The following is a 23,150-nucleotide window of genomic DNA, read 5'->3' as shown; positions in this document are numbered from 1 at the left end:
TTGTTCCGGCCGGAAAGTCCCAGCCTCATGTCCTTGGTTGCCAGGGGAGATCGATTTGCCGCTTTCCGGCATGTCGCCTACACCTATTTCTTCTTCGCCCGTTTTCTGACCGCCTTTGCCACGCAAGTCGTCAGCGTTTCCGTCGGCTGGCAGATGTATGATCATACCGGCAATGCGATCTATCTCGGCCTGATCGGGCTGGTGCAGTTCCTGCCGTCGCTGCTGCTGATCCTGGTGACCGGCACCGTCGCCGACCGCTACAACAGGCGTATGATTGCCGCCATCTGCATTTTTGTTGCCACGATCTGCACGGCCGCGCTGCTGTTCCTGACCGTCACCGGCACTTTCGCGCCGCTGGTGGTCTTCCTGATCCTTGCCGTCTTTGGCATCGAGCGCGCCTTCATGTCGCCGGCGTTGCAGTCGCTCGCCCCTAATCTCATTCCGCCGGAAGACCTGTCGAATGCCGTGACCTGGAACTCCATGTCCTGGGATGCCGCCGCCATTCTCGGCCCGGTTGCCGGCGGTCTGCTCTATGGTCTCGGTCCCAGCGTCTCCTATACGGTCGCCGTCTTCTTCTTTGCCGCAGGCTCGATGCTCACCTTCCTGATTCCGAAGCCGCATCAACGCGTCGCGCATGAAGCGAAGAGCCTCACCGAAATCCTCGCCGGCTTCCGGTTCATCTGGTCGGAGAAGGTCGTCCTCGGTGCTGTCTCGCTCGACCTTTTCGCCGTGCTGCTTGGCGGCGCCGTGGCGCTGATGCCGATCTTTGCCCGCGATATTCTGACGCTTGGTCCCTGGGGCCTCGGCCTCCTGCGCGCAGCACCTAGCTTCGGCGCCATCGCCATGGGCCTGTTCCTGGCGACCTATCCTATCCGGCACCGGGCAGGGATCTGCATGTTCATCGGCGTCGGCATGTTCGGCCTGGGAACGCTGATCTTCGGCATCTCGCATACGCCGTGGCTGTCGATCGCAGCCCTTGCGATCATGGGTGCGTCCGACCTGATCTCGGTCTATGTCCGCGAAACCCTGATCACGCTCTGGACGCCCGACCATGTGCGCGGCCGCGTCAACGCCGTCAACATGGTCTTCGTCGGCGCCTCGAACGAACTCGGCGAATTCCGCGCCGGCACCATGGCGCATTATTTCGGCGCCATCCCCGCCGTCGTCATCGGCGGCATCGGGACGCTGGCGGTGGCGGTCATCTGGGCAAGCGGCTTCCCGCAACTGCGCAAGATCGACAGCCTGAACGCACCGGACCGCGAGGGCGAGCCACAAGTGGCTTGAGGTACACGATGGCAAGGCAGCCGGATCTATACAGTTCATTCTCCACGCTGCGAGAGCATGAAACCGAGAGCGTCGACTATCGTATCCGCGTGGAAGAGAGAGCGTCGCCGGTCGTTGTGATTGCGCCCCATGGCGGGTTTATCGAACCCACGACGTCAGAGATTGCGCGGGAGATAGCCTCCGATATCTTTTCCGCCTACTGCTTCGAAGGGCTCGGAGCGGGTAGGGCGCATCACGAGCTACACATCGCCTCGGAAAATTTCGATGAGCCGAAGGCGCGTGTTCTGGTAGCCGCATCCTCGATTGTGGTCGCCATTCACGGCCGAACGGACAGGGACGCGGCGGAGACATCCTGGGTTGGTGGACTTGATGTGGCCCTTCGGGACCTGATCGTGCAGGCATTGCACGAGGGTGGGTTCAAGGCCGTTGCGAGGGTGAAGGGGGAGCCTCTCGCCGGTACGGCGGCCGGCAATATATGCAATGGCGGCAAGCGGAATGCGGGCGTTCAGCTGGAAATCCCGAGAGCCGTGCGGGATGATCTTGCCGCCGATCGCGATCAGCTCAAACGCTATGCCGCGTCCGTGCGTCAAGCGATCAATCGATACCTGTCGATGTTGGAGGCAGGCTGAACCATCGGACAGTTCAAGCCGCCATCGCCTGCTTGCCCTCGAACACCATGTCGAGGAATTCGGAGAGCCAGGCTTTCAGCGCCGCGTCGAAGATCATGCGGCCCTCCAGATGCTCGCGGCCCTGCTGGGCGTTCGGCATGCAGAAGCGGTGTTCGCCATGCACGACCCAGCGCTGCATCATGGCGCGGGTGAGTTCGGCGTGGAACTGCAGGCCCCAGGCGTTGGCGCCATAGCGGTAAGCCTGGTTGGGATAGGTCTCGCCGGTCGCCAGCAGTTCGGCTCCGCGTGGCAGGTCGAAGCCTTCGTGGTGGAAATGATAGACCATTTGCGGCCAACGGCGCATCAGCAGCCGGCCTCTTTCCGTCGGCTGTAGCGGGTACCAGCCGATTTCGGTCTTGCCGTCGTCGCGTGCCTTCACCTTGGCACCGAGATGGCGGGCGAGCATCTGCGCGCCGAGACAGATGCCGAGATAGGGGCGGTTTTCCTTGAGTGGCACGTCGAGCCAGTCGATCTCCGCCTTGACGAAACCGTCGGGGTCATTGACGCTCATCGGGCCGCCGAAGACCACTGCGCCGGCGTGACCTTCCAGCGTCGTCGGCAGTCCGTCGCCGAGTACGGGGCGGCGGACATCGAGGTCGTAACCCTTTTCGAGAAGCATCTGACCGACGCGGCCGGGGCTGGAGCGCTCCTGGTGCAACACGATCAGGACGGGGCGGCGATCCTTGCCGCGCCGAGGCGCCTCAATCATCATCGCCGGTCTCCATCGCGTGGCCCGGTGCGCGGGCGGCAGCCTCCTGGCGCTTCACGATGCGCTCGCGATCGGAGATGCCCATGAGATCGGCGATCCGCCAGATCGCGTGATCCTCCATCTCGCTGCGCTCGCCATCGGCATAGACGATGTCCCAGAGGATGCCGAGGAGTTCGAGGCGCTGTTCACCATTCAGATGGCGCTTCAGGTCGGAGGTAAAGCGGTAATAATCGACCGCCTCGCTCTCTGCCTCCTGGCCGGCGGCGATCAGCGCGTCGAGCTGCCGGCCATCAAGGCCATATTGCTCCTTCAACAACTTGCGCAGCCGCTTCTTCTCGCTGTCCTCGATCTTGCCGTCCGCTTCCATCACCTGGATACAGAGAGCCGCTACCGCGATGCGCGGGTCGTCGGGGGCAAAACCGGATTTGGAGTGGTCTTTCGTCAGGCTATGGAAAAATTCCTGAAAGCGTTCAAACATTCGGTTCCATTCTTAGAGCAACTGAGCACGATCTGGTTCGGAAAGCGCAACGCGTTTCCTGGGATCATGCCCTAGAACAACTTGAGCCGTGTCTTGGGGTCCGATTCAAGTTCTCGATTTTTTACACCCGGATCATCCGGCGCGCCGCCGAAAAAGGGCCTTGGCTCGGGCTCCTTCGCCGGCTCGACTGCGGCGGTTGCCGGCTTCGCTGCGGTCGGTTCCAGTTCTATAACAGAGGTGCTGGCGGTCGGCGATGCAACTATTGGTGAAGGCGGCTTTGCCGTAGCGGTTGCGGGAGCCGTCTCTCGCATCGGTGGCAGCGACTTCAGTGCGGCATCGACCGAAACGGCTGTGCCTTCTTCCAGCGGCCCCTCGATCTGGCCGAAAGGCGCCTTCCATTCGAAGGCATCGAGCCGGCCGGTGATGGGCGACAGCGGCAGCCATTTGTCGGAGACGAAGCCGTCGGCCACCCAGGCCGGATCGCGCGGTGCGCGTAGCGCCTGCGCCATCCAGTGGCGGACGCGGCCCTGATCGCCAGTCTCAGCCTCCTCGATATCGGCCAGCAGCAGGAAGGCGCCCTCGCGGGCGTCGATGCGGGCGGCGGCCTCGGCCTTGGCGCGGGCCTTTGCGAAATCATGGGCATCAAGCGCCGCCTTCGCGGTGACGAGCAGTGCCTCGACATTGTTCGGGCGGATCGCTTCCAGCCGCTCGGCGCGCTTCAGCCGGTCGGTGACGCTGTCGCCGCTGCGGGCGCGGACATAAGCCTTGCCAATCTCCGGATGCGGCTTTGCCTTCCAGACCTGTTCGAGAACGGATGCGGCCTTGCGCACTTTGTCCTCCCGAAACAATGCCTTGGCGGCCGTCAGCGCGGCGGGGACGAAATCGGCGGATAGCTTCAGCGCTGCGAGCGCATCGTCGCGGGCACCGGCCGGATCACTTTCCAGCTTGTCATTGGCGCGCGCGGTCAACAGCACGGCGCGCTGGCGGTTGGCGGTCTCCTTGTCGACGACATGGGCGACTTTCTGCTGGTCGAGAAGCTTGATGGCATCGTCCCAGTTGCCGGCCTGGCTGCGATATTCCAGCGTCGCCTGCGCCGCCCAGGGCAGATAGGGAGCGTGATCGGCGGCCTTTTCGGCATATTGCCGCGCCGCTTCATTGGCGCCGAGGCGCTTGGCTTCGAGGTAGAGACCACGCAAGCCGAGTTCCCGGGTTTCCGGGTCGTTAGCCATCAGCTCGAATTTCTGGCGAGCTTCGTCATGCTTGCCTTCGATCAGGGCAGCCTGCGCCTCAAGCAGGTTGATCAGCGGCTCCTGGTCGGCGCGGATCAGCCCGCGCGTGCGTGCCGCCATCTTGCGGGCGAGCAGGGCATTGCCGGCACCGGCGGCGATCAGCCCCGTCGACAGTGCCTGATAGCCGCGGTCACGCTTGCGGGCACGGAAATAGCGGGTGACGGAATGCGGCGAATTCCAGATCAGCCGGATGAACCACCAGACGAGCATGACGGCGGCCACCAGCGCTATCAGGATGCCGGCGGCAACGATCAGCTTGGTCTCGTAGAGCTGTCCTTCCCAAACCAGCGAGATATCGCCGGGGCGATCCGCGAGCCAGGAAAAGCCATAGCCGAGCGCCAGGACGAGGAGGGCGAAGATAAGCAGTCTGATCATTCTCGCGCTCCGTCCTCAGCTCTGTTTTCCGGTGTTGGCGATCGCCTTCGACAGCGCGTCGCTGACCAGATCCTCGACGCGAATGCGGGCTTCCAGCGACTGCTTGAAGGCGGCGGATGCCGATTTGGCGGCATCCGGGAGGCTGTTCCATTCGGTGATGGCGCCAGGCAGGTCGCCATTCTTCACCTTGTCCTCGAAGCGGGCGGCAACGGCATCGACGCTATCGCCGGAGACGTTGCCGACCGGGCGCACCTGTACCAGGGATTTGGCGCCCGACAGCAGCCGGTCGCTCCAGCTCTGGTTCGGATCGTCCTGTTGCATCGAGCCGATGATCGCGGTCGTGACGTTGGAAACCTGGCGAATGAGATCGGCGCGGGAGGGAATGCCGGTCTGGGCGAAGTTCTTGAGATCGGCGACGGCCGGATCGTCCGGCGCGACATTGGCGAAGGTGTCGAGCTCGGGCTGGAAGGGGCCGCCGCGATCGATCGCCGCCTTCAATGCCGCAGCCGCAATCGCACGGGCGACGGCGCTTTCCTGGCTCGGCTCGCTCAGCTTCTTTTCGGCATCATCGAGACGCTTGCTGACATCGGCATCGGCCGAGGCCTGGCTTTGCGTCGCCTGGTCGAGGCTTGCTTTCAACTGGCCGATCTGGGCACTGAGCGCCGCGATCTTCTGATCGGCGTCGCCGCTGCTTGCTCCGGATGATCCGCCGGTTGCCGTGTTGTTGGCGGCGGCTGTCTCGAGGGCGGCAATGCGAGCAGTGAGCGTCGTGTCGGGCGCTGCCGTGGGTGCGGCGGCGAGATTGGCAACGGTCTGCTTCAGCCCGTCGATTTCGGCGGTAAGCGCAGCGATGTCGGCGGACGTGTCTTTCGTCGCCCTGCCGCCGGGCAGGAGACCGGCATACTGGATGGCACCGACGCAGATGAGGGAGATCAAACCGCCGACGATGCCGGCGGCAATCAGGCCCGAGGTCGATCCTTGTTGTCGCTGCGGGGGTGTGGCGGGGGGCTCGCTACGGAAAGAGTAGGTCTCGGCTTCTTGGTCGAGCTCGGCCTTGAGCTTCTCTTCCGCTGTTTCCGTGACAGGCTCGCCGGCCTCCTCGTCGCGCAGAGTTTCCTTCTCCGCTTCCAGCGGCATTTCCACCTCGTTGGCGGACGAGCTGCCGGGTTCGCTGGGGTTGCGCTCCGTGACGTCCTCCGAAGCTGCGGCTTGCGCAGCTTCCTCGGCTTTCAGGTCGATCGTGACCGGCTCGTCGTTGGGCTTCGAATGGTTTGGCGTTTTTCGCGATACCATGAGGTCCTCTTTTCATGCGCTGCAGCGAGGTTAGACAGACAAGTCGAATATGGAAAGAGCTTAGATCAAAATTGAGGCCTTACTCCGCCGTCAGAAGCGCCAGAAGACTGTCTTCATCCGGCATGGCGGCAATCTCCGCATGGATGCGCAGCAAGGCCGGCACAGCATTCGCAATCGCTTCACTGAGGCAGAGGAACCTTGTCGGGGCAAGGGTATACGAGTGTTGCCGCAAGAAGGGCAGGCTGAAGAAGCGCAGTGCCGTCTGGCGAGAATAGAGCAGTACGGCGTCGGCCGGGGTGTCGATAAAAAACTTGCGAAGGATCGCATCGTCGGGGGTAATATCCAGCATATGGTAGCACTCCACCGTCCGCAGCGGGATATTCAGTTCCGACAATCTGGTTTCAAAACCGGCAGCGCGTGGCAAACCGGCGAGATAGAGCAGGGGCTGCTGTGTACTTGTCTGGTTGCGAGCAATCAGCTCCGCGAGTTCGATGCCGCTGCCTTCGGAGGCGAGAACATGCGTGAAGCCAACACTTCTAGCCTCTTTCGCCGTTGCCTTGCCGACAGCGAAAAGCGGGCGGCTGAGATGAGGTGAAAGATTCTGATCCAGTGCGACTAAAGCTCGGATCGCCTCGGCGCTAGTGACGGCGATAGCATCCTGCGTCTCCGAGAGCCCACGACTAGCCGCTTCGGCATCATGTACTGGCTCCGACAGTGGCAGCAACAGTGCCTCATGTCCCATCTCCGTCAGTCGCTGGACGGTGCGTTCACCCGAATGCTGGGGGCGGGTGACGACGACGCGCATGGGCGATCAGGTCCAGTCTTCGAAGAAGGTGCTGCCGGCCTCGGCGCGGATCGCCTGGCCGGCATTGGTGCCGAGCGCCTCGGCGTCCCGGCGGTGACCCTCTATGGTGGTGGTGTGCACCTGCTGACCGTCCGGCGTCAGGATCATGCCGAAGAAGCGGATATGATCGCCCTCGCAGAGGGCATAGCCGGCGATCGGCGTGCGGCAAGAGCCGTCGAGTGCTGCGAGGAAGCCGCGCTCGCAGGAGACGGTATCGAAGGTCGGGCTATCGTTGATAGCGGCGAGGAGGTCGTTCATCCTCTTGTCGCCGATGCGGCTTTCAATGCCGATCGCGCCCTGCGCCGGCGCCGGCGGGAATGCGTCGGGGTCGAGGATATCGGTGATCACATCCACCCTGCCGAGCCGTTTCAGGCCGGCGACAGCCAGGAGCGTTGCGTCCGCCTGTCCCTCTTCCAGCTTGCGAAGCCGGGTCTGGACCGAGCCGCGAAAGGTGATGACGTTGATATCGGGGCGCAGGCGGCGGATCAGCGCCTGGCGGCGCAGCGATGCCGAGCCGACGGTTGCGCCATGCGGCAGCTCGATCAGCCTCGGTGCCGTGCGGCCGATAACGGAATCGCGAATATCCTCGCGCGGCAGGTAGGCTGATAGAGCCAGCCCGTCCGGCAGTTTCGTCGCCATATCCTTGGCGGAGTGCACGGCGAAGTCGAGCTCGCCCGAGGTCAGCTTCTCTTCCAGTTCTTCGGTGAACAGGCCCTTGCCACCGATTTCCGCCAGCGCACGATCGGCGATGCGGTCGCCTTTGGTGGTCAGAGCGACGATCTCGAACATTTCCTCGGGCAGGCCATGCGCCGCCATCAGGCGGTCACGGGCCTCGTGCGCCTGCGCCAATGCTAGCGGGCTGCCGCGCGTGCCGATCCGGAAAGGTTTTGTTTGCATCCGCTTTGATCCGTTGTTACCGACAGTCCCCGTAACCATATTTCCGCTTTATCGCAATCGACCAACAGGCATTGAACGACTTCCATGGCGTCCTTTCTTCGTATTCTCGGCATCGAAACAAGCTGCGACGAAACCGCCGCGGCCATTGTCGAGCGCCAGGATGACGGCACCGCCATCGTACGCTCAGACGTTGTTTTGAGCCAGTTGGACGAGCATAGCGCCTATGGCGGCGTCGTGCCCGAGATTGCTGCGCGTGCCCATGTCGAGGCACTGGATACGTTGATTGACGAGGCACTGAAGCGCGCCAATGTGTCGCTGGCCGATGTCGATGCCATCGCCGCCACCTCCGGCCCCGGCCTGATCGGCGGGCTGCTCGTCGGGCTGATGACCGGCAAGGCGATATCCAGGGCAACCGGCAAGCCGCTCTATGCCATCAACCATCTGGAAGGCCATGCGCTGACGGCACGGCTGACGGATGGCCTCGCCTTCCCCTATCTCATGCTGCTCGTCTCCGGCGGCCATACGCAATTGATCCTCGTGCGCGGAGTCGGCCAGTACGAGCGCTGGGGCACGACGATCGACGATGCGCTGGGCGAAGCCTTCGACAAGACGGCAAAGCTGCTCGGCCTGCCCTATCCCGGCGGCCCCGCGGTCGAGGCGGCGGCGAAGAAGGGTAATCCGGACCGGTTCGATCTTCCGCGGCCGCTGGTCGGCGAAACGCGGCTGGATTTTTCCTTTTCGGGCCTTAAGACGGCGGTGCGGCTGGCGGCGACGACGATCGCGCCGGTGAGCGAGCAGGACATCGCCGATATCTGCGCCTCCTTCCAGAAGGCGGTGTCGCGCACATTGAAGGACCGGATCGGGCGCGGCCTGCAGCGCTTCAAGAGTGAGTTTCCGAAGACGGCGGAAAAGCCGGCGCTGGTGGTGGCCGGCGGCGTCGCCGCCAATCTCGAGCTGCGGCGCACGCTGCAGGAGCTTTGCGATCTCAATGGTTTCCGCTTCATCGCGCCGCCGCTGAGCCTCTGCACCGACAATGCCGTGATGATCGCTTGGGCCGGGCTGGAGCGCATGGCGACGGGGGCCGCACCTGACGGTCTCGATGTGCAGCCGCGCTCGCGCTGGCCGCTTGATCAGAAGGCGGAAACGCTTCTGGGGCATGGCAAACGAGGAGCGAAGGCATGAGCGGCAATGAACGGATCGCGGTCATCGGTGCCGGCGCTTTCGGCACGGCGCTTGCCGCCGTCATTGCCTTGACGGGCAAGAGCCAGGTGACGCTGGTCGGGCGCAAGGCGGCGCTGATGGCCGACCTTAATACCGACCGGATGAACGATGCTGCTCTACCTGGCATCGAACTGCCGGATTCGCTGCAATTTTCCGCCGAGCCGGATTCGATTTCCGCTGCCGGCATCGTGCTCTTCGCCATGCCGTCGCAGGCGCAGGCGGACGCGGCACGCCATTATGGCCCCTATCTCGCGCCTGACGCCGTTGTTGTCACCTGCGCCAAGGGCATCGACAAGGTCTCCGGCGATCTCCTGACCGACATGCTGGAACGCGAATTGCCGCATCACGCCATCGCCGTCCTCTCCGGGCCGGGCTTTGCCGCCGATATCGCCAAGGGGCTGCCGACGGCCATGGCGATCGCGGCGGCCGACATGGCGGTGGCGGAACGGTTAGCGCAGGCGATTTCAGGCCGCACCTTCCGTCTTTATGCCTCGTCCGATCGCGTCGGCGTGCAACTGGGCGGCGCGCTGAAGAATGTGCTGGCGATTGCCTGCGGCATCGTCGAAGGACGCGGGATCGGCGATTCGGCGCGGGCGGCGCTGATCAGCCGCGGCCTTGCCGAGATGTCGCGCTTCGTTTTCGCCAAAGGTGGCAAAGCGGAGACCGTGCGCGGGCTTTCCGGCCTCGGCGATCTCGTGCTGACCGCCACCAGCCACCAGTCCCGCAACCTGCGCTTCGGCATTGCGCTCGGTCAGGGCCAGACGGTCGATCCCGCGCATGGGGAACTGGTCGAGGGCGCCTACGCTGCCTCGATCGCGGCGAAGCTGGCGCAGGGGCTCGGCGTCGATATGCCGATCACCGAAGCCGTTTCGGCCATTATCGACGGCAAGCTGGATATCCCGACCGCCATCGAGCAATTGATGACGCGGCCGATCACGACGGAATAGCTTGAATATCGCTGGCGCACTGGATATATTACTGGATATAATCGGAGGCCACGATGGGCAGCTCACAAAAGCGCGCAATTCAGAATTATCGTTCTCGTCTCGAAGAGCGTGGCTTGGCTCGCTTCGAGGTGCTCGGACTTGATGGCGACCGTGCTCTCATCCGCTCGCTGGCGCGGCTTTTGGCAGAGGATAATCCTGAATCGGCTCGCATCCGCGATCTTGTCAGAAAGACGATTTCGGAAGAGCCGCCAAAGAAGGGCGGCGTCATTGCCGCGCTGCGGAGTTTTCCTCTTGAGGATGCGGAACTCGATCTCGAACGGCTGCGGACGCGCCCGCGTGAGATCGATTTGTGACGCGCTATTTGCTTGATACCAATATCGTCAGCAATGCGATCAAGCCCGAACCTTCGAGGGCGCTTCTGGCGTGGTACGAAGAGCAGCCGGATAGTGACTTGTTTGTTCCATCCCTTGCCGTCGCCGAGATTCAGCGCGGTATTCTGATCATGCCGACGGGCCGCAGACGTAACCTGTTGGAAGCGTGGTTTTCAAGCCGTGCGGGGCCGCAAGCGGTATTCGCCGGTCGTATTCTTGCCTTCGACGAACGCGCCGGATTGGTCTGGGCACAGCTTATGGCCGAAGGAAAAGCAGCGGGTCGGCCACGCGATGCCTTCGATATGATTATTGCCTCGGTGGCTATTGTAAATGATTGTGTTTTGGCAACAGACAACGAAAGAGACTTTTGGGGTCTAGATATCGTCAATCCTCTGCGGAGGAGCACCGGCTAATTGTTCCGAGAGCGAATAAACACTCATACTCTGATTTCCATAGGAGAATAAAACAATGCTGTTTGCCTTTGTCTGCAAGGACAAGCCCGGTCACCTGAATGTCCGCATGGACACGCGTCCCGCCCACGTCGAGCATCTGAACAAGCTCAATGCCGAGGGTACGCTGAAGATGGCGGGTCCGTTCCTCGATGCCGACGGCAAGCCGAATGGCAGCCTGGTCATCGTCAATGCCGATACGATCGAGGCGGCCAAGGCGATTGCCGATTCCGATCCCTACACCAAGGCCGGCCTGTTCGAGAGTGTCGAGGTCAAGCCGTTCAACTGGGTCTTCAACAATCCGGAGGCGTGAGGCATGGCGCATTGGCTGTATAAATCCGAGCCGTCCTCCTGGTCCTGGCAGCAGCAGAAGGATGCCGGGAGCGAGGGCACGGCCTGGACCGGTGTTCGCAACTATCTCGCCCGCAACAACATGCGGGCGATGCAGATCGGCGACAAGGGTTTCTTCTATCATTCCAATGACGGGCTGGAGATCGTCGGTATCGTCGAGGTTTGCGCGCTCTCGCATCCCGATGCGACCGCCAAGGACGATCCGCGCTGGGATTGCGTCGATATCCGCGCCGTGCGCGATATGCCGAAGCCGGTGTCGCTGAAGGATATCAAGGCCAATCCGAAGCTTTCGCAGATGTCGCTGGTGACCTCGATGCGGCTTTCCGTGCAGCCGGTGACATCAGATGAGTATCTTGAAGTCTGCCGTATGGGCGAGCTCGACAATCCGCCCGTTTGATACTTCCGACCTGAGGGCGCCTTGAAGACCAATCCGGAGACGTTCATCCGTACGAACACCAGCGTCATGGCGCCGCCGCATGTACCGGAAATCCGGCTGCATCTGGCCAGCGAAGCTCATGATCTCTGGCTGAAGACGGAGGAGGAGCTCGAGGAGATCGGCCTGCCTCCGCCCTTCTGGGCTTTTGCCTGGGCCGGCGGGCAGGGGCTTGCACGCTATATCATCGATCATCCCGACGAGGTCGCCGGCAAACGGGTCGTCGATTTCGCCAGCGGCTCGGGGCTGGTTGCGATTGCGGCGAGGCTTGCGAGCGCCGGTCGGGTGTTGGCCGCCGATATCGACCCCTGGGCGGAAACGGCGGTGCGATTGAACGCTATGGAAAATGGCGTCGCGCTCGATTTCACCGGCGACAATCTCGTGGGTCGGGCGATCGATGCCGACGTCGTTCTCGCCGGGGACGTGTTTTACGATCGCGACTTTGCCGATCGCCTCATTCCCTGGTTTCGGCGGCTGGCGGGGGAGGGGCTTCTGGTTCTGGTCGGCGATCCAGGCCGCGCCTATTTGCCCAGGGATCGGCTGGAGGCGCAGGCCAGCTATCACGTGCCGGTAACGCGGGCGCTGGAGGACAGCGAAGTCAAGAAGACGACGGTCTGGCGGTTTCTCGCCGACTAACGATCCTTACGGGCGAATCACGCAAACGCCGGCTTCATAGGCGCAGGCATTGCCGGCAAGCTTGACGTCGATCACCTTGGCTCGCGGCTTGAGCTGTGTCGCAGGTTTGCCCGGATACGGATCATAACCGCCATAGCCGAGCACATAGGTCCCGTCATTGGTCTTGTAGATATCGGTCGTCCCAGCATAGGTGCCAATATCCGCTGCGTATTGCCGCTCCATCAGGACGATTCTGTCCGGCTGCGGCTGTGCCGGGCGCTGCGGCCAAGAGATTTCCTGCAACCGGTGGGGGCCGGAATGATGAAACCGTCGATGTTCCCGGCGATAATCACCCGCCAGGGCCGATACGGATGAAAGAACGGCGGCTGCCGCCAAAACGAGCGCCGTTGCCTTGAAAAGATGCTGCCGCATGCGTTTCCCTCACCCGCTAAATCCTTAATAAAATATGAAGAACAGAATGCCGCAAGAGTGGGGTTAAGTCCACTCGGCGGGCGGGAAAATTATATCGAGGCACCAATCAGGGGATATCATTTCGGCGTGCGCGCCAAAGATGTCGAGCGATCCGAATCGATTAAATTCGAGGCAGACAGCAATTGTGCTTGTCGCCGTGCCTTTCCGTGATTAATGGTCGCAATTGATGCAACGCACACAGGATTTTCCCGCGCGTGTGCGTTGCCCGGAGAACATCCGGGATAGAAGCGTATCGTAACGCCGCGAGGTTCTGATGGCGAACGTCACACAAAACCGGCCCTTGTCGCCGCATCTGCAAATCTACAAGCCTATTCCCACCATGATCATGTCGATCGTGCACCGCATTACCGGTGGCGCGCTCTATTTCGGCACGGTGCTGGTTGCCTGGTGGCTGATCGCCGCGGCGACGGGCCAGGGCTATTTTGACCTGGTCAACTGGATCATGGGGACGATCATCGGTCGGCTCGTGCTGTTCGGTTACACTTGGGCACTGCTCCACCACATGCTCGGCGGTCTGCGCCATTTCATGTGGGACCTCGGCTACGGCTTCGGTAAGGAATTCTCGACCAAGCTGGCCAAGGCGACGCTCGTCGGTTCGCTCTGTCTGACCGCGCTGGTCTGGATCATCGGCATCGCCATCCGGCTGGTTTGATTGGCATGACCCTTCCCTAAGCCGCATCGCGCTTTTGGGGATCATGCTTTAAAGGATATTTCTCATGGATATGCGCACCCCTTTGGGTAAAGTCCGCGGCCTCGGCTCCGCCAAGGAAGGCACTGACCATTTCTGGCGCCAGCGCCTGACCGCCGTCGCCAACGTCCCGCTCTTCGTTTTCTTCGTCATTTTCCTGATCATCCATGCTGGCGCTCCCTATGCGGAGGTCGTGCACGCGCTGTCGAATCCCTTCGTCGCCGTCATCATGGGCCTGATGGTGATCTCCGGCATCATTCACATGAAGCTCGGCATGCAGGTCATCATCGAGGACTATGTCCACGGCGAATTCGGCAAGATCGTTCTTCTCATGCTCAACACATTCTTCTCGATCCTCATGGCGGGGCTCTGTCTCTTCGCCATTCTGAAGATCGCGTTCGTAGGATAATTGCATCATGGCACCGAACTCATCCGCTCAGAATGGCAAAGCCTACAAGTATGTCGATCACTCCTATGACGTGATCGTCGTCGGCGCCGGCGGGGCCGGCCTGCGCGCCACGCTCGGCATGGCCGAACAGGGCTTCCGCACCGCCTGCATCACCAAGGTCTTTCCGACCCGTTCGCACACCGTTGCAGCCCAGGGCGGCATCGCCGCCTCGCTGCAGAACATGACGCCGGACAGCTGGCAGTGGCATCTCTACGACACCGTCAAGGGCTCCGACTGGCTCGGCGACGTCGACGCCATGCAATACATGGTCATGGAAGCGCCGAAAGCCGTCTACGAGCTTGAGCATTACGGCGTGCCCTTCTCGCGCAACGAGGAAGGCAAAATCTATCAGCGCCCATTCGGCGGCCACATGCAGAATTTCGGCGAGGGCCCGCCGGTGCAGCGCACCTGCGCTGCCGCCGACCGTACCGGCCACGCCATCCTGCACACGCTCTATGGCCAGTCGCTGCGTAACAATGCTGAATTCTTCATCGAGTATTTCGCGCTCGACCTCATCATGTCGGATGACGGCAGCCGCTGCACAGGCGTCGTCGCCTGGTGTCTCGATGACGGCACGATCCATCGTTTCGCCGCCAAGATGGTGGTGCTGGCGACCGGCGGTTACGGCCGCGCCTATTTCTCGGCAACCTCGGCTCATACCTGCACCGGCGACGGCGGCGGCATGGTGGCCCGCGCCGGACTGCCGCTGGAGGACATGGAATTCGTGCAGTTCCATCCGACCGGCATTTACGGTTCGGGATGTCTGATCACCGAAGGCGCGCGCGGCGAAGGCGGTTATCTCGTCAATTCCGAAGGCGAGCGCTTCATGGAGCGCTATGCGCCGTCGGCAAAGGACCTTGCCTCGCGCGACGTGGTTTCCCGCTGCATGACGCTGGAAATCCGCGAGGGTCGCGGGGTCGGCAAGAACAAGGACCACATCTTCCTGCATCTCGACCATCTCGATCCGGCCGTCTTGCATGAGCGCCTGCCGGGCATTTCCGAGAGCGCGCGCATCTTCGCCGGCGTCGATGTAACCCGTGAGCCGATCCCGGTTCTGCCGACCGTCCATTACAACATGGGCGGCATTCCCACCAACTATTGGGGCGAAGTGCTGAATGCCGACAGCAGCAATCCCGAGCGCGTGTTGCCGGGCCTGATGGCTGTCGGTGAAGCCGGGTGCGCCTCGGTGCATGGCGCCAATCGTCTTGGCTCCAATTCGTTGATCGACCTTGTGGTCTTCGGACGTGCCGCTGCCATCCGCGCCGGTGAAGTCATCGATCGCAACAGCCCGGTCCCGCCGGTCAATGTTGCTGCCTGCGACAAGATCATGGATCGCTTCGACCGCCTGCGTCATGCCAGCGGCAATACACCGACGGCGGTACTGCGCGAGAAAATGCAGCGCGCCATGCAGGAAGACGCCGCCGTGTTCCGCACGCAGGAATCGCTGGAATCCGGCTGCCGCCGCATTTCGGAGATCTGGAAGGAACTGTCCGATATCAAGGTCACCGACCGTTCGCTGATCTGGAATTCCGATCTCGTCGAGACGCTGGAACTGCACAATCTGATGACCAACGCCATCGCGACGATCTACGGCGCCGAAGCCCGCAAGGAAAGCCGCGGCTCGCACGCCCGCGAGGACTATACCGAAGGCAAGTTCGGCGGGCGCGACGACGAGAACTGGCGCAAGCACACGCTTGCCTGGGTCAACGAAGCCGGCGACGTCAAGCTCGACTATCGTCCCGTCCATACCGAACTGATCGCCGAAGGCATCGATCCGCACAAGATCGAGCCCAAGGCACGCGTCTATTGATCTGAGAGGAACTGACCATGGTTGAACTCGCTCTCCCCAAGAACTCTCAGATGCGTGAAGGCAAAGTCTGGCCGAAGCCGGCGGGTGCCAAGAACACGCGCGAATTCCGCGTCTATCGCTGGAGCCCGGACGACGGTCTGAACCCGAGCATCGATACCTATTACATCGATGTCGACGATTGCGGCCCGATGGTGCTCGACGGCCTGCTCTACATTAAGAACAACATCGACCCGACGCTGACGCTGCGCCGTTCCTGTCGTGAAGGTATCTGCGGTTCCTGCGCGATGAACATCGACGGCACCAACACGCTCGCCTGCACCAAGGGTCTTGACGAGATCAAGGGCACGGTGAAGATCTATCCGCTGCCGCATCTGCCGGTCGTGAAGGACCTGGTGCCGGATCTGACGAATTTCTATGCTCAGCATCGCTCGATCGAGCCCTGGCTCAAGACCGTGTCGCCGCCGCCGGCCAAGGAATGGAAGCAGAGCCATGAGGATCGTCTGAAGCTCGACGGCCTCTATGAATGCATCCTCTGCGCCTGCTGCTCGACCTCCTGTCCGAGCTACTGGTGGAACGGCGACCGCTATCTCGGCCCGGCCGTTCTGCTGCAGGCCTATCGCTGGCTGATCGACTCCAGAGACGAGGCAAAGGGCGAGCGTCTCGACAATCTCGAGGATCCCTTCCGCCTCTATCGCTGCCACACGATCATGAACTGCGCCCAGACCTGCCCGAAGGGTCTGAACCCGGCCAAGGCGATCGCGGAAATCAAGAAGATGATGGTCGAACGGCGGGTCTGACCGCCGGCGATTGTTTGCCGGCGTCGGTAGCGATGAGGATGATGTTCGCATGACGATGGAAGGCTTTGCGCCAGAGGCCGTTGCCGAAATCCGGTTGCGGCTTGCTTCGGTCAAGGCCGAAGGCATTCGCATAGGCCTTGCCATTGAAAGCGGTAGTCGTGCCTGGGGCTTCCCGTCACCGGACAGCGATTATGATTGCCGCTTCGTTTATATCAGGCCGGAGAGGGATCATTTGACCCTCTTTCCACATCGAGACGTCATCGAGTTTCCGATCGTTGGCGATATCGATACCGGTGGGTGGGATCTGCGCAAGGCACTACTTTTGGCGCTGAAGGGCAATGCCGTTCTTGTCGAGTGGCTGAAATCACCGATTATATATGAGGAAGAGGCCGGCTTTCGCGATCGCCTCGGCATGCTGCTGGATGAGATCATGGTGCCTGAGAAGGTCGCTCAGCACTATATCGGCTTGATGAAGCAGCATCAGCCAGGGGATGGAGCCGAGCCCGTCCGCTTGAAGAAGCTGCTTTATTCCATCCGTCCGGCGATCGCGCTCGAATGGATGCGGCAGACGGATTTCGAAAAATTGCCACCAATGAACATGCTCGAATGCCTTGAAGCTATCGATATAGCCGAAGACATGCGGGCTACAATTCTGCAATTGGTGGCGGTCAAAAAAGAAACGCGCGAGATGGGAGAGGGTGTGCCGCCATTGCCGCTCACCGACTTTCTATCGACCTCACTTGCACGCTATTCCGACTTTTCGGGCAGGTTCCGCCAAGACCAAGCGCTTGACAAAAGGGTGCAGGAATTGGCCGATGACTTCTATCTGGCTGAGGTTCGGCGCGTTAAGCCTTGAAATCACCGGATTCCTGCACAGCTATGGCGTCCGGTGATTTATGCCTGTATCGACTTGATTAACCAAAGTGAAATACGTTAGTTCCAATTTTATGGGTGCTCGGTTTCCCAATGTCAGCGGTGGACGATTAGGAGTATGATGATGCAATTGAGATATGCAGTGACGGCTGCGGCGATAGGTCTGTCGCTTGCCGGTTGCCAGCGCACAGCATACAACAACGACGACACGTCCTATTCGCGCCCGCCACCCTTGCAGGCTCAGCCTGTTCCTTCCGTCCAGTCCAGCCAGCTACCGCCAACGAATGGCGGCGATGGTTCGCAGTTTCCCGCGGCACCGTCGAACGCGCCGAACGCGGCCAATCCGCAGCAACAGCAGGCGATGGCCGCATCCGCGCAGGACGTGACCAAGGAGTCCATGGTCGGCAGCTGGAAGGTCAGCAATGGCGGGTCGAGCTGCGATATGTTCCTGACGCTCACCAATCTCGGTAGCGGCTCGCGCGGTGGCACACGCGGTTGTGCCGGTGAGCTGACGGCGATGGGTTCCTGGGCGGTATCCGGCAAGCAGGTTCTTCTCAAGGACCGTGACGGCAACCAGATCGGCTCGCTCTACAAGACGGCCGATTCGCGCTACGATGGCTCGACCGCGTCCGGCCAGCCGATCAGCCTCAGCCGATAAAGCTTTTTTAAAAAGGGGGCGGGCCGTTCGGCCGCTTCCCTATTTGCACAGGTGGATATTTCCCCATGCAGCCCATGCCCGATTATTCCATCAGCGTCGGCGAACAGCTGAAGGCGCTGACGGCCTCCGGATCGCTTCAGGTGGATTCGGCGCAGATGGATGTGGCGAAATCCCTCGATCGCGTGCTTGCCAACCTCAAGCAGAAACGGCCGGCAATCAAGTCGAGCGCGCTCGGCTGGATGTTTGCGCGTAAGAAGCCGGTCGAGATTGTTCGCGGTCTCTATATCCATGGCAGCGTCGGGCGCGGCAAGACCATGCTGATGGACATGTTCTTCGCCATGGCGCCTGCCAAGAAGAAGCGCCGGGCGCATTTCCATGAATTCATGGCGGATGTGCACAATCGCATCGCCGCTCACCGGCTGAAATTCAAGAATGGCGAGACCAAGCAGGCGGATCCGGTGCTGCCGGTCGCGGCCGACCTCTATAGTGAAGCCGAGCTGCTGTGCTTCGACGAATTCACCGTGACCGACATTGCCGACGCGATGATCCTGTCGCGGTTGTTTTCCGAGCTGTTTTCGCTCGGCTGCGTGCTGATCGCCACCTCGAATGTCGAGCCCGACAATCTCTATCGCGACGGCCTCAATCGCGGCCTGTTCCTACCCTTCATCGATCTGCTGAAACGCCATGTCGAGGTCGTCACGCTGGATTCGCCAACCGATTACCGGATGGAGAAGCTGAACAGCCAGCCGGTCTATCTGATCCCGATCGACGAGCGCACCGACATGGCAATGGATGCGTCCTGGATGCAGGCGCTGCATGGCCGCAAGGCGCAACCGCTGGACATCCCGATGAAGGGGCGGTCCATCCATGTGCCGCTTGCTGCCGATCGCATGGCGCGCTTTTCCTTTGCCGATCTCTGTGATGCGCCGCTGGGTGCTGCCGATTTCCTGGCGATCGCCAAGCGGTTCGATACGATCTTTCTCGACCGGGTGCCGAAGCTCGGGCCGGAAAAACGCAACCAGACCAAGCGTTTCATCATCCTCATCGACACGCTTTACGATCACGCCATCCGGCTTTATGTTTCAGCAGCGGCGATGCCGGAGGATCTGCTGGTCGAAAGACGCGGCACAGAAGGCTTCGAATTCGACCGTACCGCATCGCGGCTTTTCGAGATGCGCAGCGCCGAATATCTCGCCCAGACTCCCGCCAAACGGGCTGCCGAGTAACAGATTGGTGACAGAATGTCTTACGTTTACGTAAGACATTATCGATCTAACCGATTGAAATCCCTGCTCTCAAAATAATCAATTGCCAATTTCAGCCGTTGGGTCTATGCGATTGGCGGCAATAGTGGATGCCTTGTGGGCGTCCCGCCACGGATTTTGATCGCAAAGGATACCCCGAAATGGCGCGCAACAAGATCGCACTTATTGGTTCTGGCATGATTGGTGGCACGCTGGCGCATCTCGCCGGCCTGAAGGAACTGGGCGACATCGTCCTGTTCGACATCGCGGACGGCATTCCCCAGGGCAAGGGTCTCGACATCGCCCAGTCTTCGCCAGTCGAAGGCTTCGACGCCAACTTGACCGGCGCCAGTGATTATTCCGCGATCGAAGGCGCTGACGTCTGCATCGTCACCGCCGGCGTTGCCCGTAAGCCGGGCATGAGCCGCGACGATCTTCTCGGCATCAACCTCAAGGTCATGGAGCAGGTCGGTGCCGGCATTAAGAAGTATGCCCCGAACGCTTTCGTGATCTGCATCACCAACCCGCTCGACGCCATGGTCTGGGCGCTGCAGAAGTTCTCGGGCCTCCCGGCCAACAAGGTCGTCGGCATGGCCGGCGTGCTGGACAGCTCGCGCTTCCGCCTGTTCCTTGCCAAGGAATTCAACGTTTCCGTCGAAGACGTCACCGCTTTCGTTCTCGGCGGCCATGGCGACTCGATGGTCCCGCTTGCTCGTTACTCCACCGTTGCCGGCATTCCGCTGACCGACCTCGTCACCATGGGCTGGCTCACCGCCGAGCGTCTGGAAGAGATCATCCAGCGCACTCGCGATGGCGGCGCCGAAATCGTCGGTCTCTTGAAGACCGGCTCGGCCTACTACGCTCCGGCTGCTTCCGCCATCGCAATGGCTGAATCCTACCTCAAGGACAAGAAGCGCGTTCTGCCCTGCGCTGCTCACCTCGATGGTCAGTATGGCGTCAAGGACATGTATGTCGGCGTTCCCACGGTCATCGGCGCCGGTGGCGTCGAGCGCATCATCGAGATCGATCTGAACAAGGCCGAGAAGGAAGCCTTCGATAAGTCGGTCGGAGCCGTCGCCGGTCTTTGCGAAGCCTGCACCGCCATCGCGCCGTCGCTGAAGTAATTTTCGCCTTTCAATAGGGATAGACCCATGAACATTCATGAATATCAGGCCAAGGCTCTGCTGAAGTCCTATGGCGCACCCGTCGCGGACGGCGTTGCCATCTTCTCCGCAGACGAAGCCGCTGCTGCCGCAAAGCAGCTTCCAGGCCCGCTTTACGTCGTCAAGAGCCAGATCCATGCCGGCGGTCGCGGCAAGGGCAAATTCAAGGAACTTAGCCCCGATGCCAAGGGCGGTGTTCGCCTCGCCAAGTCGATCGAGGACGTCGTTGCCAATTCCAAGGACATGCTTGGCAACACGCTGGTGACCAAGCAGACCGGCCCGGCCGGCAAGCAGGTCAACCGCCTCTACATCGAAGACGGCGCCGACATCGACCGCGAACTCTACCTCTCGATCCTGGTCGACCGCTCGGTCGGTCAGGTCGCCTTCGTCGTATCGACGGAAGGCGGTATGGACATCGAGACCGTCGCACACGACACGCCGGAAAAGATCATCACCGTCGCCATCGATCCGTCGGCGGGCGTCACGGCTGCCAATTCGGCTGCTCTTTCCGACGCGCTGAAGCTTGAGGGCGCTGCCCGCGAAGACGCCGCCAAGCTCTTCCCGATCCTCTACAAGGCCTTCGTCGAAAAGGACATGGCGCTGCTGGAGGTCAACCCGCTGATCGTCATGACCAACGGCCGCCTGCGCGTTCTCGACGCCAAGGTCTCTTTCGACGGCAACGCTCTCTTCCGTCATGAAGACATCCGCGCGCTGCGCGACACGTCGGAAGAAGACGAAAAGGAAATTCAGGCGCACGAATACGACCTCGCCTATGTCGCCCTCGACGGCAATATCGGCTGCATGGTCAACGGCGCCGGTCTTGCCATGGCAACCATGGACATCATCAAGCTCTACGGCGCTGAGCCGGCGAACTTCCTCGATGTCGGCGGTGGCGCCACCAAGGAAAAGGTCACGGCCGCCTTCAAGATCATCACTGCCGATCCGGCCGTCCAGGGCATTCTGGTCAACATCTTCGGCGGCATCATGAAGTGCGACGTCATTGCCGAAGGCGTGCTCGCAGCCGTCAAGGAAGTCGGTCTGAAGGTTCCGCTCGTCGTGCGCCTTGAAGGCACCAACGTCGATCTCGGCAAGAAGATCATCAACGAATCCGGTCTCAACGTCATCTCTGCGGATGACCTGGACGATGCCGCCCAGAAGATCGTCAAGGCAGTCAAGGGCTGATCGGGATGGCTGCTTCCTTCGCTCCTACGGCTGCTCATCTTCGCCTTGGTGCCTTTGCCGGCACCTGGGAAGGGGAAGAGCGCGTCGCGGCTTCGGCCTGGACGAAGGAAGGCACGGCAACCGCGCGGCTCACGGCCGAGTGTCTGTTCGGCGGATTCTTCGTCGAACAGCGCTACGTGCAGACGCGCGATGGCGAAACCTCTTTCGAAGCCCGGAACATTCTCGGCTTCGACCGGGCGGATCAGGCCTACAAGCTCTATCAGTTCGATACGGTGGGCTTCGCGCCCGCCTCGCCGGCATCCGGTGAGTGGGTCGAGGATAGGCTTGTCCTGACGAAGACTTCGCCGCGCGGTGCGCAGCGCACTCTCTTCCAGTTCGAAAATGATGACTGCTACCGCATGGGCGTCACTTTCTCGCCCGCCGGCAGCGATACATGGCAGGAGGTCGTCAGCGGCGTTTATCGTCGCGTTGCCTCCGCGTCTTCCAACCTCTCGTAACAAAGGCCTCGCATGTCTATTCTCATCAACAAAGACACCAAGGTTCTGGTTCAGGGCCTGACCGGCAAGACCGGCACCTTCCACACTGAACAGGCGCTTGCCTATCACGGCACGAAGATGGTCGGCGGTATCCATCCTTCCAAGGGTGGCGAAACCTGGACCGGCAAGGACGGCGAAAAGCTGCCGATCTTCAAGTCGGTCGCTGAAGGCAAGGACGCCACCGGCGCCAATGCCTCGGTCATCTACGTTCCGCCGGCAGGTGCCGCGGCTGCCATCCTCGAAGCGATCGACGCTGAGATCCCGCTGATCGTCTGCATCACCGAAGGCATTCCGGTTGCCGACATGGTCAAGGTGAAGGCTCGCCTCGACAAGTCGAAGTCGCGCCTGATCGGACCGAACTGCCCCGGCGTCCTGACGCCGAACGAATGCAAGATCGGCATCATGCCGGGCTCCATCTTCAAGAAGGGCTCCGTCGGCGTTCTCTCGCGTTCGGGCACGCTCACCTATGAAGCCGTGTTCCAGACCACCAATGAAGGCCTCGGCCAGACGACGGCTGTCGGCATCGGCGGCGACCCGGTCAAGGGCACGGAATTCATCGACATCCTGGAAATGTTCCTCGCCGACGACGAAACCAAGTCGATCATCATGATCGGCGAAATCGGCGGTTCGGCTGAAGAAGAAGCCGCGCAGTTCCTCAAGGACGAAGCCAAGAAGGGCCGCAAGAAGCCGATGGTCGGCTTCATCGCCGGCCGCACGGCACCTCCCGGCCGCACCATGGGCCATGCTGGCGCCGTGATTTCCGGCGGCAAGGGCGGCGCGGAAGACAAGATTGCGGCGATGGAAGCGGCAGGCATTCGCGTGTCGCCGTCGCCGGCGCGTCTCGGCAAGACGCTGGTGGAAGTCCTGAAGGGCTGATCCTACCTATAGCAAGACCCGGACGGGGAGCGGCAACCGCAATCCCGTCCGGCCTTCCAATTCGTAAGTGCAGATGTGCGGTCCAAGTGGCCGCGGACGAAATACGGTCGCCGGATGTCCATAAGCCGGCAATGCAAACAAGTCGGGAGGCGGACGAAG

At 61.5% G+C, this 23,150-nt stretch carries 27 protein-coding genes; 20 read left to right on the top strand and 7 right to left on the bottom strand.

The genetic code is table 11. The features are described 5' to 3' along the window. The first annotated feature begins 27 nt into the window (after positions 1-27). Positions 28-1,284 carry an MFS transporter gene (locus tag AB6803_RS24355; protein WP_371111299.1) on the top strand — a complete coding sequence of 419 codons (1,257 nt, stop codon included), beginning with the start codon at positions 28-30 and terminating at the stop codon, positions 1,282-1,284. Between the two features lie 8 nt (positions 1,285-1,292). Further along, positions 1,293-1,913, top strand: a complete 621-nt coding sequence (locus tag AB6803_RS24350) for a poly-gamma-glutamate hydrolase family protein (RefSeq protein ID WP_371111298.1) — start codon at positions 1,293-1,295, stop codon at positions 1,911-1,913. Between the two features lie 13 nt (positions 1,914-1,926). Here the strand turns inward: AB6803_RS24350 and AB6803_RS24345 are convergent, their stop codons facing one another. From AB6803_RS24345 to hemC, 6 genes are all read right to left on the bottom strand, one after another. Then, a complete protein-coding gene (locus AB6803_RS24345; RefSeq protein ID WP_371111407.1) occupies positions 1,927-2,661 on the bottom strand; it encodes a glutamine amidotransferase in 735 nt (244 codons plus the stop codon). Continuing rightward, on the bottom strand, positions 2,654-3,139 hold the full coding sequence (locus tag AB6803_RS24340; RefSeq protein ID WP_371111297.1) for a TerB family tellurite resistance protein: 486 nt from the start codon (positions 3,137-3,139) through the stop codon (positions 2,654-2,656). The genes AB6803_RS24345 and AB6803_RS24340 overlap by 8 nt, the downstream gene beginning before the upstream one ends. Before the next feature lie 71 nt (positions 3,140-3,210). Further along, positions 3,211-4,803, bottom strand: coding sequence for a heme biosynthesis protein HemY (locus AB6803_RS24335; RefSeq protein ID WP_371111296.1), 1,593 nt, complete (start codon positions 4,801-4,803; stop codon positions 3,211-3,213). Positions 4,804-4,818: 15 nt separating this feature from the next. Continuing rightward, the gene (locus AB6803_RS24330) at positions 4,819-6,096 is read right to left on the bottom strand and encodes a COG4223 family protein (protein WP_371111295.1); all 1,278 of its coding nucleotides are present in this window, start codon (positions 6,094-6,096) and stop codon (positions 4,819-4,821) included. A 79-nt stretch (positions 6,097-6,175) separates the two neighbouring features. Next, positions 6,176-6,901 (bottom strand): uroporphyrinogen-III synthase, encoded by a 726-nt coding sequence (locus AB6803_RS24325; RefSeq protein ID WP_371111294.1) that lies wholly within the window; start codon positions 6,899-6,901, stop codon positions 6,176-6,178. A gap of 6 nt (positions 6,902-6,907) precedes the next feature. Then, positions 6,908-7,837, bottom strand: coding sequence for a hydroxymethylbilane synthase (gene hemC, locus AB6803_RS24320; protein ID WP_371111293.1), 930 nt, complete (start codon positions 7,835-7,837; stop codon positions 6,908-6,910). An 84-nt stretch (positions 7,838-7,921) separates the two neighbouring features. Here hemC and tsaD point away from each other — a divergent pair, with 84 nt between their 5' ends. The 7 genes from tsaD to AB6803_RS24285 are packed head-to-tail and all read left to right on the top strand — an operon-like array spanning position 7,922 to position 12,245. Then, on the top strand, positions 7,922-9,019 hold the full coding sequence (gene tsaD / locus AB6803_RS24315; protein ID WP_007690199.1) for a tRNA (adenosine(37)-N6)-threonylcarbamoyltransferase complex transferase subunit TsaD: 1,098 nt from the start codon (positions 7,922-7,924) through the stop codon (positions 9,017-9,019). After that, a complete protein-coding gene (locus AB6803_RS24310; protein WP_371111292.1) occupies positions 9,016-10,005 on the top strand; it encodes an NAD(P)H-dependent glycerol-3-phosphate dehydrogenase in 990 nt (329 codons plus the stop codon). Before tsaD ends, AB6803_RS24310 begins: the two co-directional genes overlap by 4 nt. Before the next feature lie 53 nt (positions 10,006-10,058). Then, positions 10,059-10,358, top strand: coding sequence for a hypothetical protein (locus AB6803_RS24305; protein WP_371111291.1), 300 nt, complete (start codon positions 10,059-10,061; stop codon positions 10,356-10,358). Next, entirely contained in the window at positions 10,355-10,789 is a 435-nt protein-coding gene (locus AB6803_RS24300; RefSeq protein WP_371111290.1) for a PIN domain-containing protein, read from the top strand. Before AB6803_RS24305 ends, AB6803_RS24300 begins: the two co-directional genes overlap by 4 nt. Positions 10,790-10,844: 55 nt before the next feature. Then, positions 10,845-11,138, top strand: coding sequence for a YciI-like protein (locus AB6803_RS24295; RefSeq protein WP_371111289.1), 294 nt, complete (start codon positions 10,845-10,847; stop codon positions 11,136-11,138). 3 nt (positions 11,139-11,141) lie between these two features. Next, the gene (locus tag AB6803_RS24290) at positions 11,142-11,573 is read left to right on the top strand and encodes an EVE domain-containing protein (RefSeq protein WP_371111288.1); all 432 of its coding nucleotides are present in this window, start codon (positions 11,142-11,144) and stop codon (positions 11,571-11,573) included. 21 nt (positions 11,574-11,594) lie between these two features. Next, a complete protein-coding gene (locus AB6803_RS24285) occupies positions 11,595-12,245 on the top strand; it encodes a methyltransferase (RefSeq protein WP_371111287.1) in 651 nt (216 codons plus the stop codon). A 6-nt stretch (positions 12,246-12,251) separates the two neighbouring features. Here AB6803_RS24285 and AB6803_RS24280 read toward each other — a convergent pair whose 3' ends face one another. Further along, a complete protein-coding gene (locus tag AB6803_RS24280; protein WP_371111286.1) occupies positions 12,252-12,656 on the bottom strand; it encodes a hypothetical protein in 405 nt (134 codons plus the stop codon). 313 nt (positions 12,657-12,969) lie between these two features. Here AB6803_RS24280 and sdhC point away from each other — a divergent pair, with 313 nt between their 5' ends. The 11 genes from sdhC to sucD all read left to right on the top strand — a co-directional run bounded on the left by sdhC (position 12,970) and on the right by sucD (position 22,991). Beyond that, a complete protein-coding gene (gene sdhC, locus AB6803_RS24275; RefSeq protein WP_174075640.1) occupies positions 12,970-13,368 on the top strand; it encodes a succinate dehydrogenase, cytochrome b556 subunit in 399 nt (132 codons plus the stop codon). A 64-nt stretch (positions 13,369-13,432) separates the two neighbouring features. Further along, positions 13,433-13,813, top strand: a complete 381-nt coding sequence (sdhD, locus tag AB6803_RS24270) for a succinate dehydrogenase, hydrophobic membrane anchor protein (protein ID WP_371111285.1) — start codon at positions 13,433-13,435, stop codon at positions 13,811-13,813. A gap of 7 nt (positions 13,814-13,820) precedes the next feature. Beyond that, positions 13,821-15,662 carry a succinate dehydrogenase flavoprotein subunit gene (sdhA, locus tag AB6803_RS24265; RefSeq protein ID WP_371111284.1) on the top strand — a complete coding sequence of 614 codons (1,842 nt, stop codon included), beginning with the start codon at positions 13,821-13,823 and terminating at the stop codon, positions 15,660-15,662. A 17-nt stretch (positions 15,663-15,679) separates the two neighbouring features. Further along, the gene (locus AB6803_RS24260; RefSeq protein WP_007690177.1) at positions 15,680-16,459 is read left to right on the top strand and encodes a succinate dehydrogenase iron-sulfur subunit; all 780 of its coding nucleotides are present in this window, start codon (positions 15,680-15,682) and stop codon (positions 16,457-16,459) included. Between the two features lie 49 nt (positions 16,460-16,508). Next, positions 16,509-17,315: a DNA polymerase beta superfamily protein gene (locus AB6803_RS24255; protein WP_371111283.1), complete on the top strand. Its 807-nt coding sequence runs from the start codon at positions 16,509-16,511 to the stop codon at positions 17,313-17,315. Positions 17,316-17,456: 141 nt separating this feature from the next. Continuing rightward, positions 17,457-17,990 carry a protease inhibitor Inh/omp19 family protein gene (locus AB6803_RS24250; protein WP_371111282.1) on the top strand — a complete coding sequence of 178 codons (534 nt, stop codon included), beginning with the start codon at positions 17,457-17,459 and terminating at the stop codon, positions 17,988-17,990. A 65-nt stretch (positions 17,991-18,055) separates the two neighbouring features. After that, positions 18,056-19,216 (top strand): cell division protein ZapE, encoded by a 1,161-nt coding sequence (gene zapE / locus AB6803_RS24245; protein WP_371111281.1) that lies wholly within the window; start codon positions 18,056-18,058, stop codon positions 19,214-19,216. A 179-nt stretch (positions 19,217-19,395) separates the two neighbouring features. Beyond that, positions 19,396-20,358, top strand: a complete 963-nt coding sequence (gene mdh, locus AB6803_RS24240; RefSeq protein WP_371111280.1) for a malate dehydrogenase — start codon at positions 19,396-19,398, stop codon at positions 20,356-20,358. A gap of 27 nt (positions 20,359-20,385) precedes the next feature. Then, on the top strand, positions 20,386-21,579 hold the full coding sequence (gene sucC / locus AB6803_RS24235; protein ID WP_371111279.1) for an ADP-forming succinate--CoA ligase subunit beta: 1,194 nt from the start codon (positions 20,386-20,388) through the stop codon (positions 21,577-21,579). Between the two features lie 5 nt (positions 21,580-21,584). Further along, a complete protein-coding gene (locus tag AB6803_RS24230; RefSeq protein ID WP_371111278.1) occupies positions 21,585-22,076 on the top strand; it encodes a DUF1579 family protein in 492 nt (163 codons plus the stop codon). A 12-nt stretch (positions 22,077-22,088) separates the two neighbouring features. Then, complete coding sequence (gene sucD / locus AB6803_RS24225; RefSeq protein ID WP_153368874.1) at positions 22,089-22,991, top strand: succinate--CoA ligase subunit alpha; 903 nt, start codon at positions 22,089-22,091, stop codon at positions 22,989-22,991. The last annotated feature ends 159 nt before the right edge of the window (positions 22,992-23,150 follow it).

It is taken from the genome of Rhizobium sp. RCC_161_2 (genome assembly GCF_041355235.1).
In the GTDB taxonomy this organism is placed as follows: Bacteria; Pseudomonadota; Alphaproteobacteria; order Rhizobiales; family Rhizobiaceae; genus Rhizobium.
The sequence above is the reverse complement of the archived record's forward strand: the minus strand, read 5'-3'. Positions and strand labels throughout refer to the sequence as shown.

Bases quoted from the DNA above. Each gene is read 5' to 3' on its own strand.
- AB6803_RS24355 (WP_371111299.1), top strand. From the start codon at position 28: ATGTCCTTGGTTGCCAGGGGAGATCGATTTGCCGCTTTCCGGCATGTC.
- AB6803_RS24350 (WP_371111298.1), top strand. From the start codon at position 1,293: ATGGCAAGGCAGCCGGATCTATACAGTTCATTCTCCACGCTGCGAGAG.
- AB6803_RS24345 (WP_371111407.1), bottom strand. From the start codon at position 2,661: ATGATTGAGGCGCCTCGGCGCGGCAAGGATCGCCGCCCCGTCCTGATC.
- AB6803_RS24340 (WP_371111297.1), bottom strand. From the start codon at position 3,139: ATGTTTGAACGCTTTCAGGAATTTTTCCATAGCCTGACGAAAGACCAC.
- AB6803_RS24335 (WP_371111296.1), bottom strand. From the start codon at position 4,803: ATGATCAGACTGCTTATCTTCGCCCTCCTCGTCCTGGCGCTCGGCTAT.
- AB6803_RS24330 (WP_371111295.1), bottom strand. From the start codon at position 6,096: ATGGTATCGCGAAAAACGCCAAACCATTCGAAGCCCAACGACGAGCCG.
- AB6803_RS24325 (WP_371111294.1), bottom strand. From the start codon at position 6,901: ATGCGCGTCGTCGTCACCCGCCCCCAGCATTCGGGTGAACGCACCGTC.
- hemC (WP_371111293.1), bottom strand. From the start codon at position 7,837: ATGCAAACAAAACCTTTCCGGATCGGCACGCGCGGCAGCCCGCTAGCA.
- tsaD (WP_007690199.1), top strand. From the start codon at position 7,922: ATGGCGTCCTTTCTTCGTATTCTCGGCATCGAAACAAGCTGCGACGAA.
- AB6803_RS24310 (WP_371111292.1), top strand. From the start codon at position 9,016: ATGAGCGGCAATGAACGGATCGCGGTCATCGGTGCCGGCGCTTTCGGC.
- AB6803_RS24305 (WP_371111291.1), top strand. From the start codon at position 10,059: ATGGGCAGCTCACAAAAGCGCGCAATTCAGAATTATCGTTCTCGTCTC.
- AB6803_RS24295 (WP_371111289.1), top strand. From the start codon at position 10,845: ATGCTGTTTGCCTTTGTCTGCAAGGACAAGCCCGGTCACCTGAATGTC.
- AB6803_RS24290 (WP_371111288.1), top strand. From the start codon at position 11,142: ATGGCGCATTGGCTGTATAAATCCGAGCCGTCCTCCTGGTCCTGGCAG.
- AB6803_RS24280 (WP_371111286.1), bottom strand. From the start codon at position 12,656: ATGCGGCAGCATCTTTTCAAGGCAACGGCGCTCGTTTTGGCGGCAGCC.
- sdhC (WP_174075640.1), top strand. From the start codon at position 12,970: ATGGCGAACGTCACACAAAACCGGCCCTTGTCGCCGCATCTGCAAATC.
- sdhD (WP_371111285.1), top strand. From the start codon at position 13,433: ATGGATATGCGCACCCCTTTGGGTAAAGTCCGCGGCCTCGGCTCCGCC.
- sdhA (WP_371111284.1), top strand. From the start codon at position 13,821: ATGGCACCGAACTCATCCGCTCAGAATGGCAAAGCCTACAAGTATGTC.
- AB6803_RS24260 (WP_007690177.1), top strand. From the start codon at position 15,680: ATGGTTGAACTCGCTCTCCCCAAGAACTCTCAGATGCGTGAAGGCAAA.
- AB6803_RS24255 (WP_371111283.1), top strand. From the start codon at position 16,509: ATGACGATGGAAGGCTTTGCGCCAGAGGCCGTTGCCGAAATCCGGTTG.
- AB6803_RS24250 (WP_371111282.1), top strand. From the start codon at position 17,457: ATGCAATTGAGATATGCAGTGACGGCTGCGGCGATAGGTCTGTCGCTT.
- zapE (WP_371111281.1), top strand. From the start codon at position 18,056: ATGCAGCCCATGCCCGATTATTCCATCAGCGTCGGCGAACAGCTGAAG.
- mdh (WP_371111280.1), top strand. From the start codon at position 19,396: ATGGCGCGCAACAAGATCGCACTTATTGGTTCTGGCATGATTGGTGGC.
- sucC (WP_371111279.1), top strand. From the start codon at position 20,386: ATGAACATTCATGAATATCAGGCCAAGGCTCTGCTGAAGTCCTATGGC.
- AB6803_RS24230 (WP_371111278.1), top strand. From the start codon at position 21,585: ATGGCTGCTTCCTTCGCTCCTACGGCTGCTCATCTTCGCCTTGGTGCC.
- sucD (WP_153368874.1), top strand. From the start codon at position 22,089: ATGTCTATTCTCATCAACAAAGACACCAAGGTTCTGGTTCAGGGCCTG.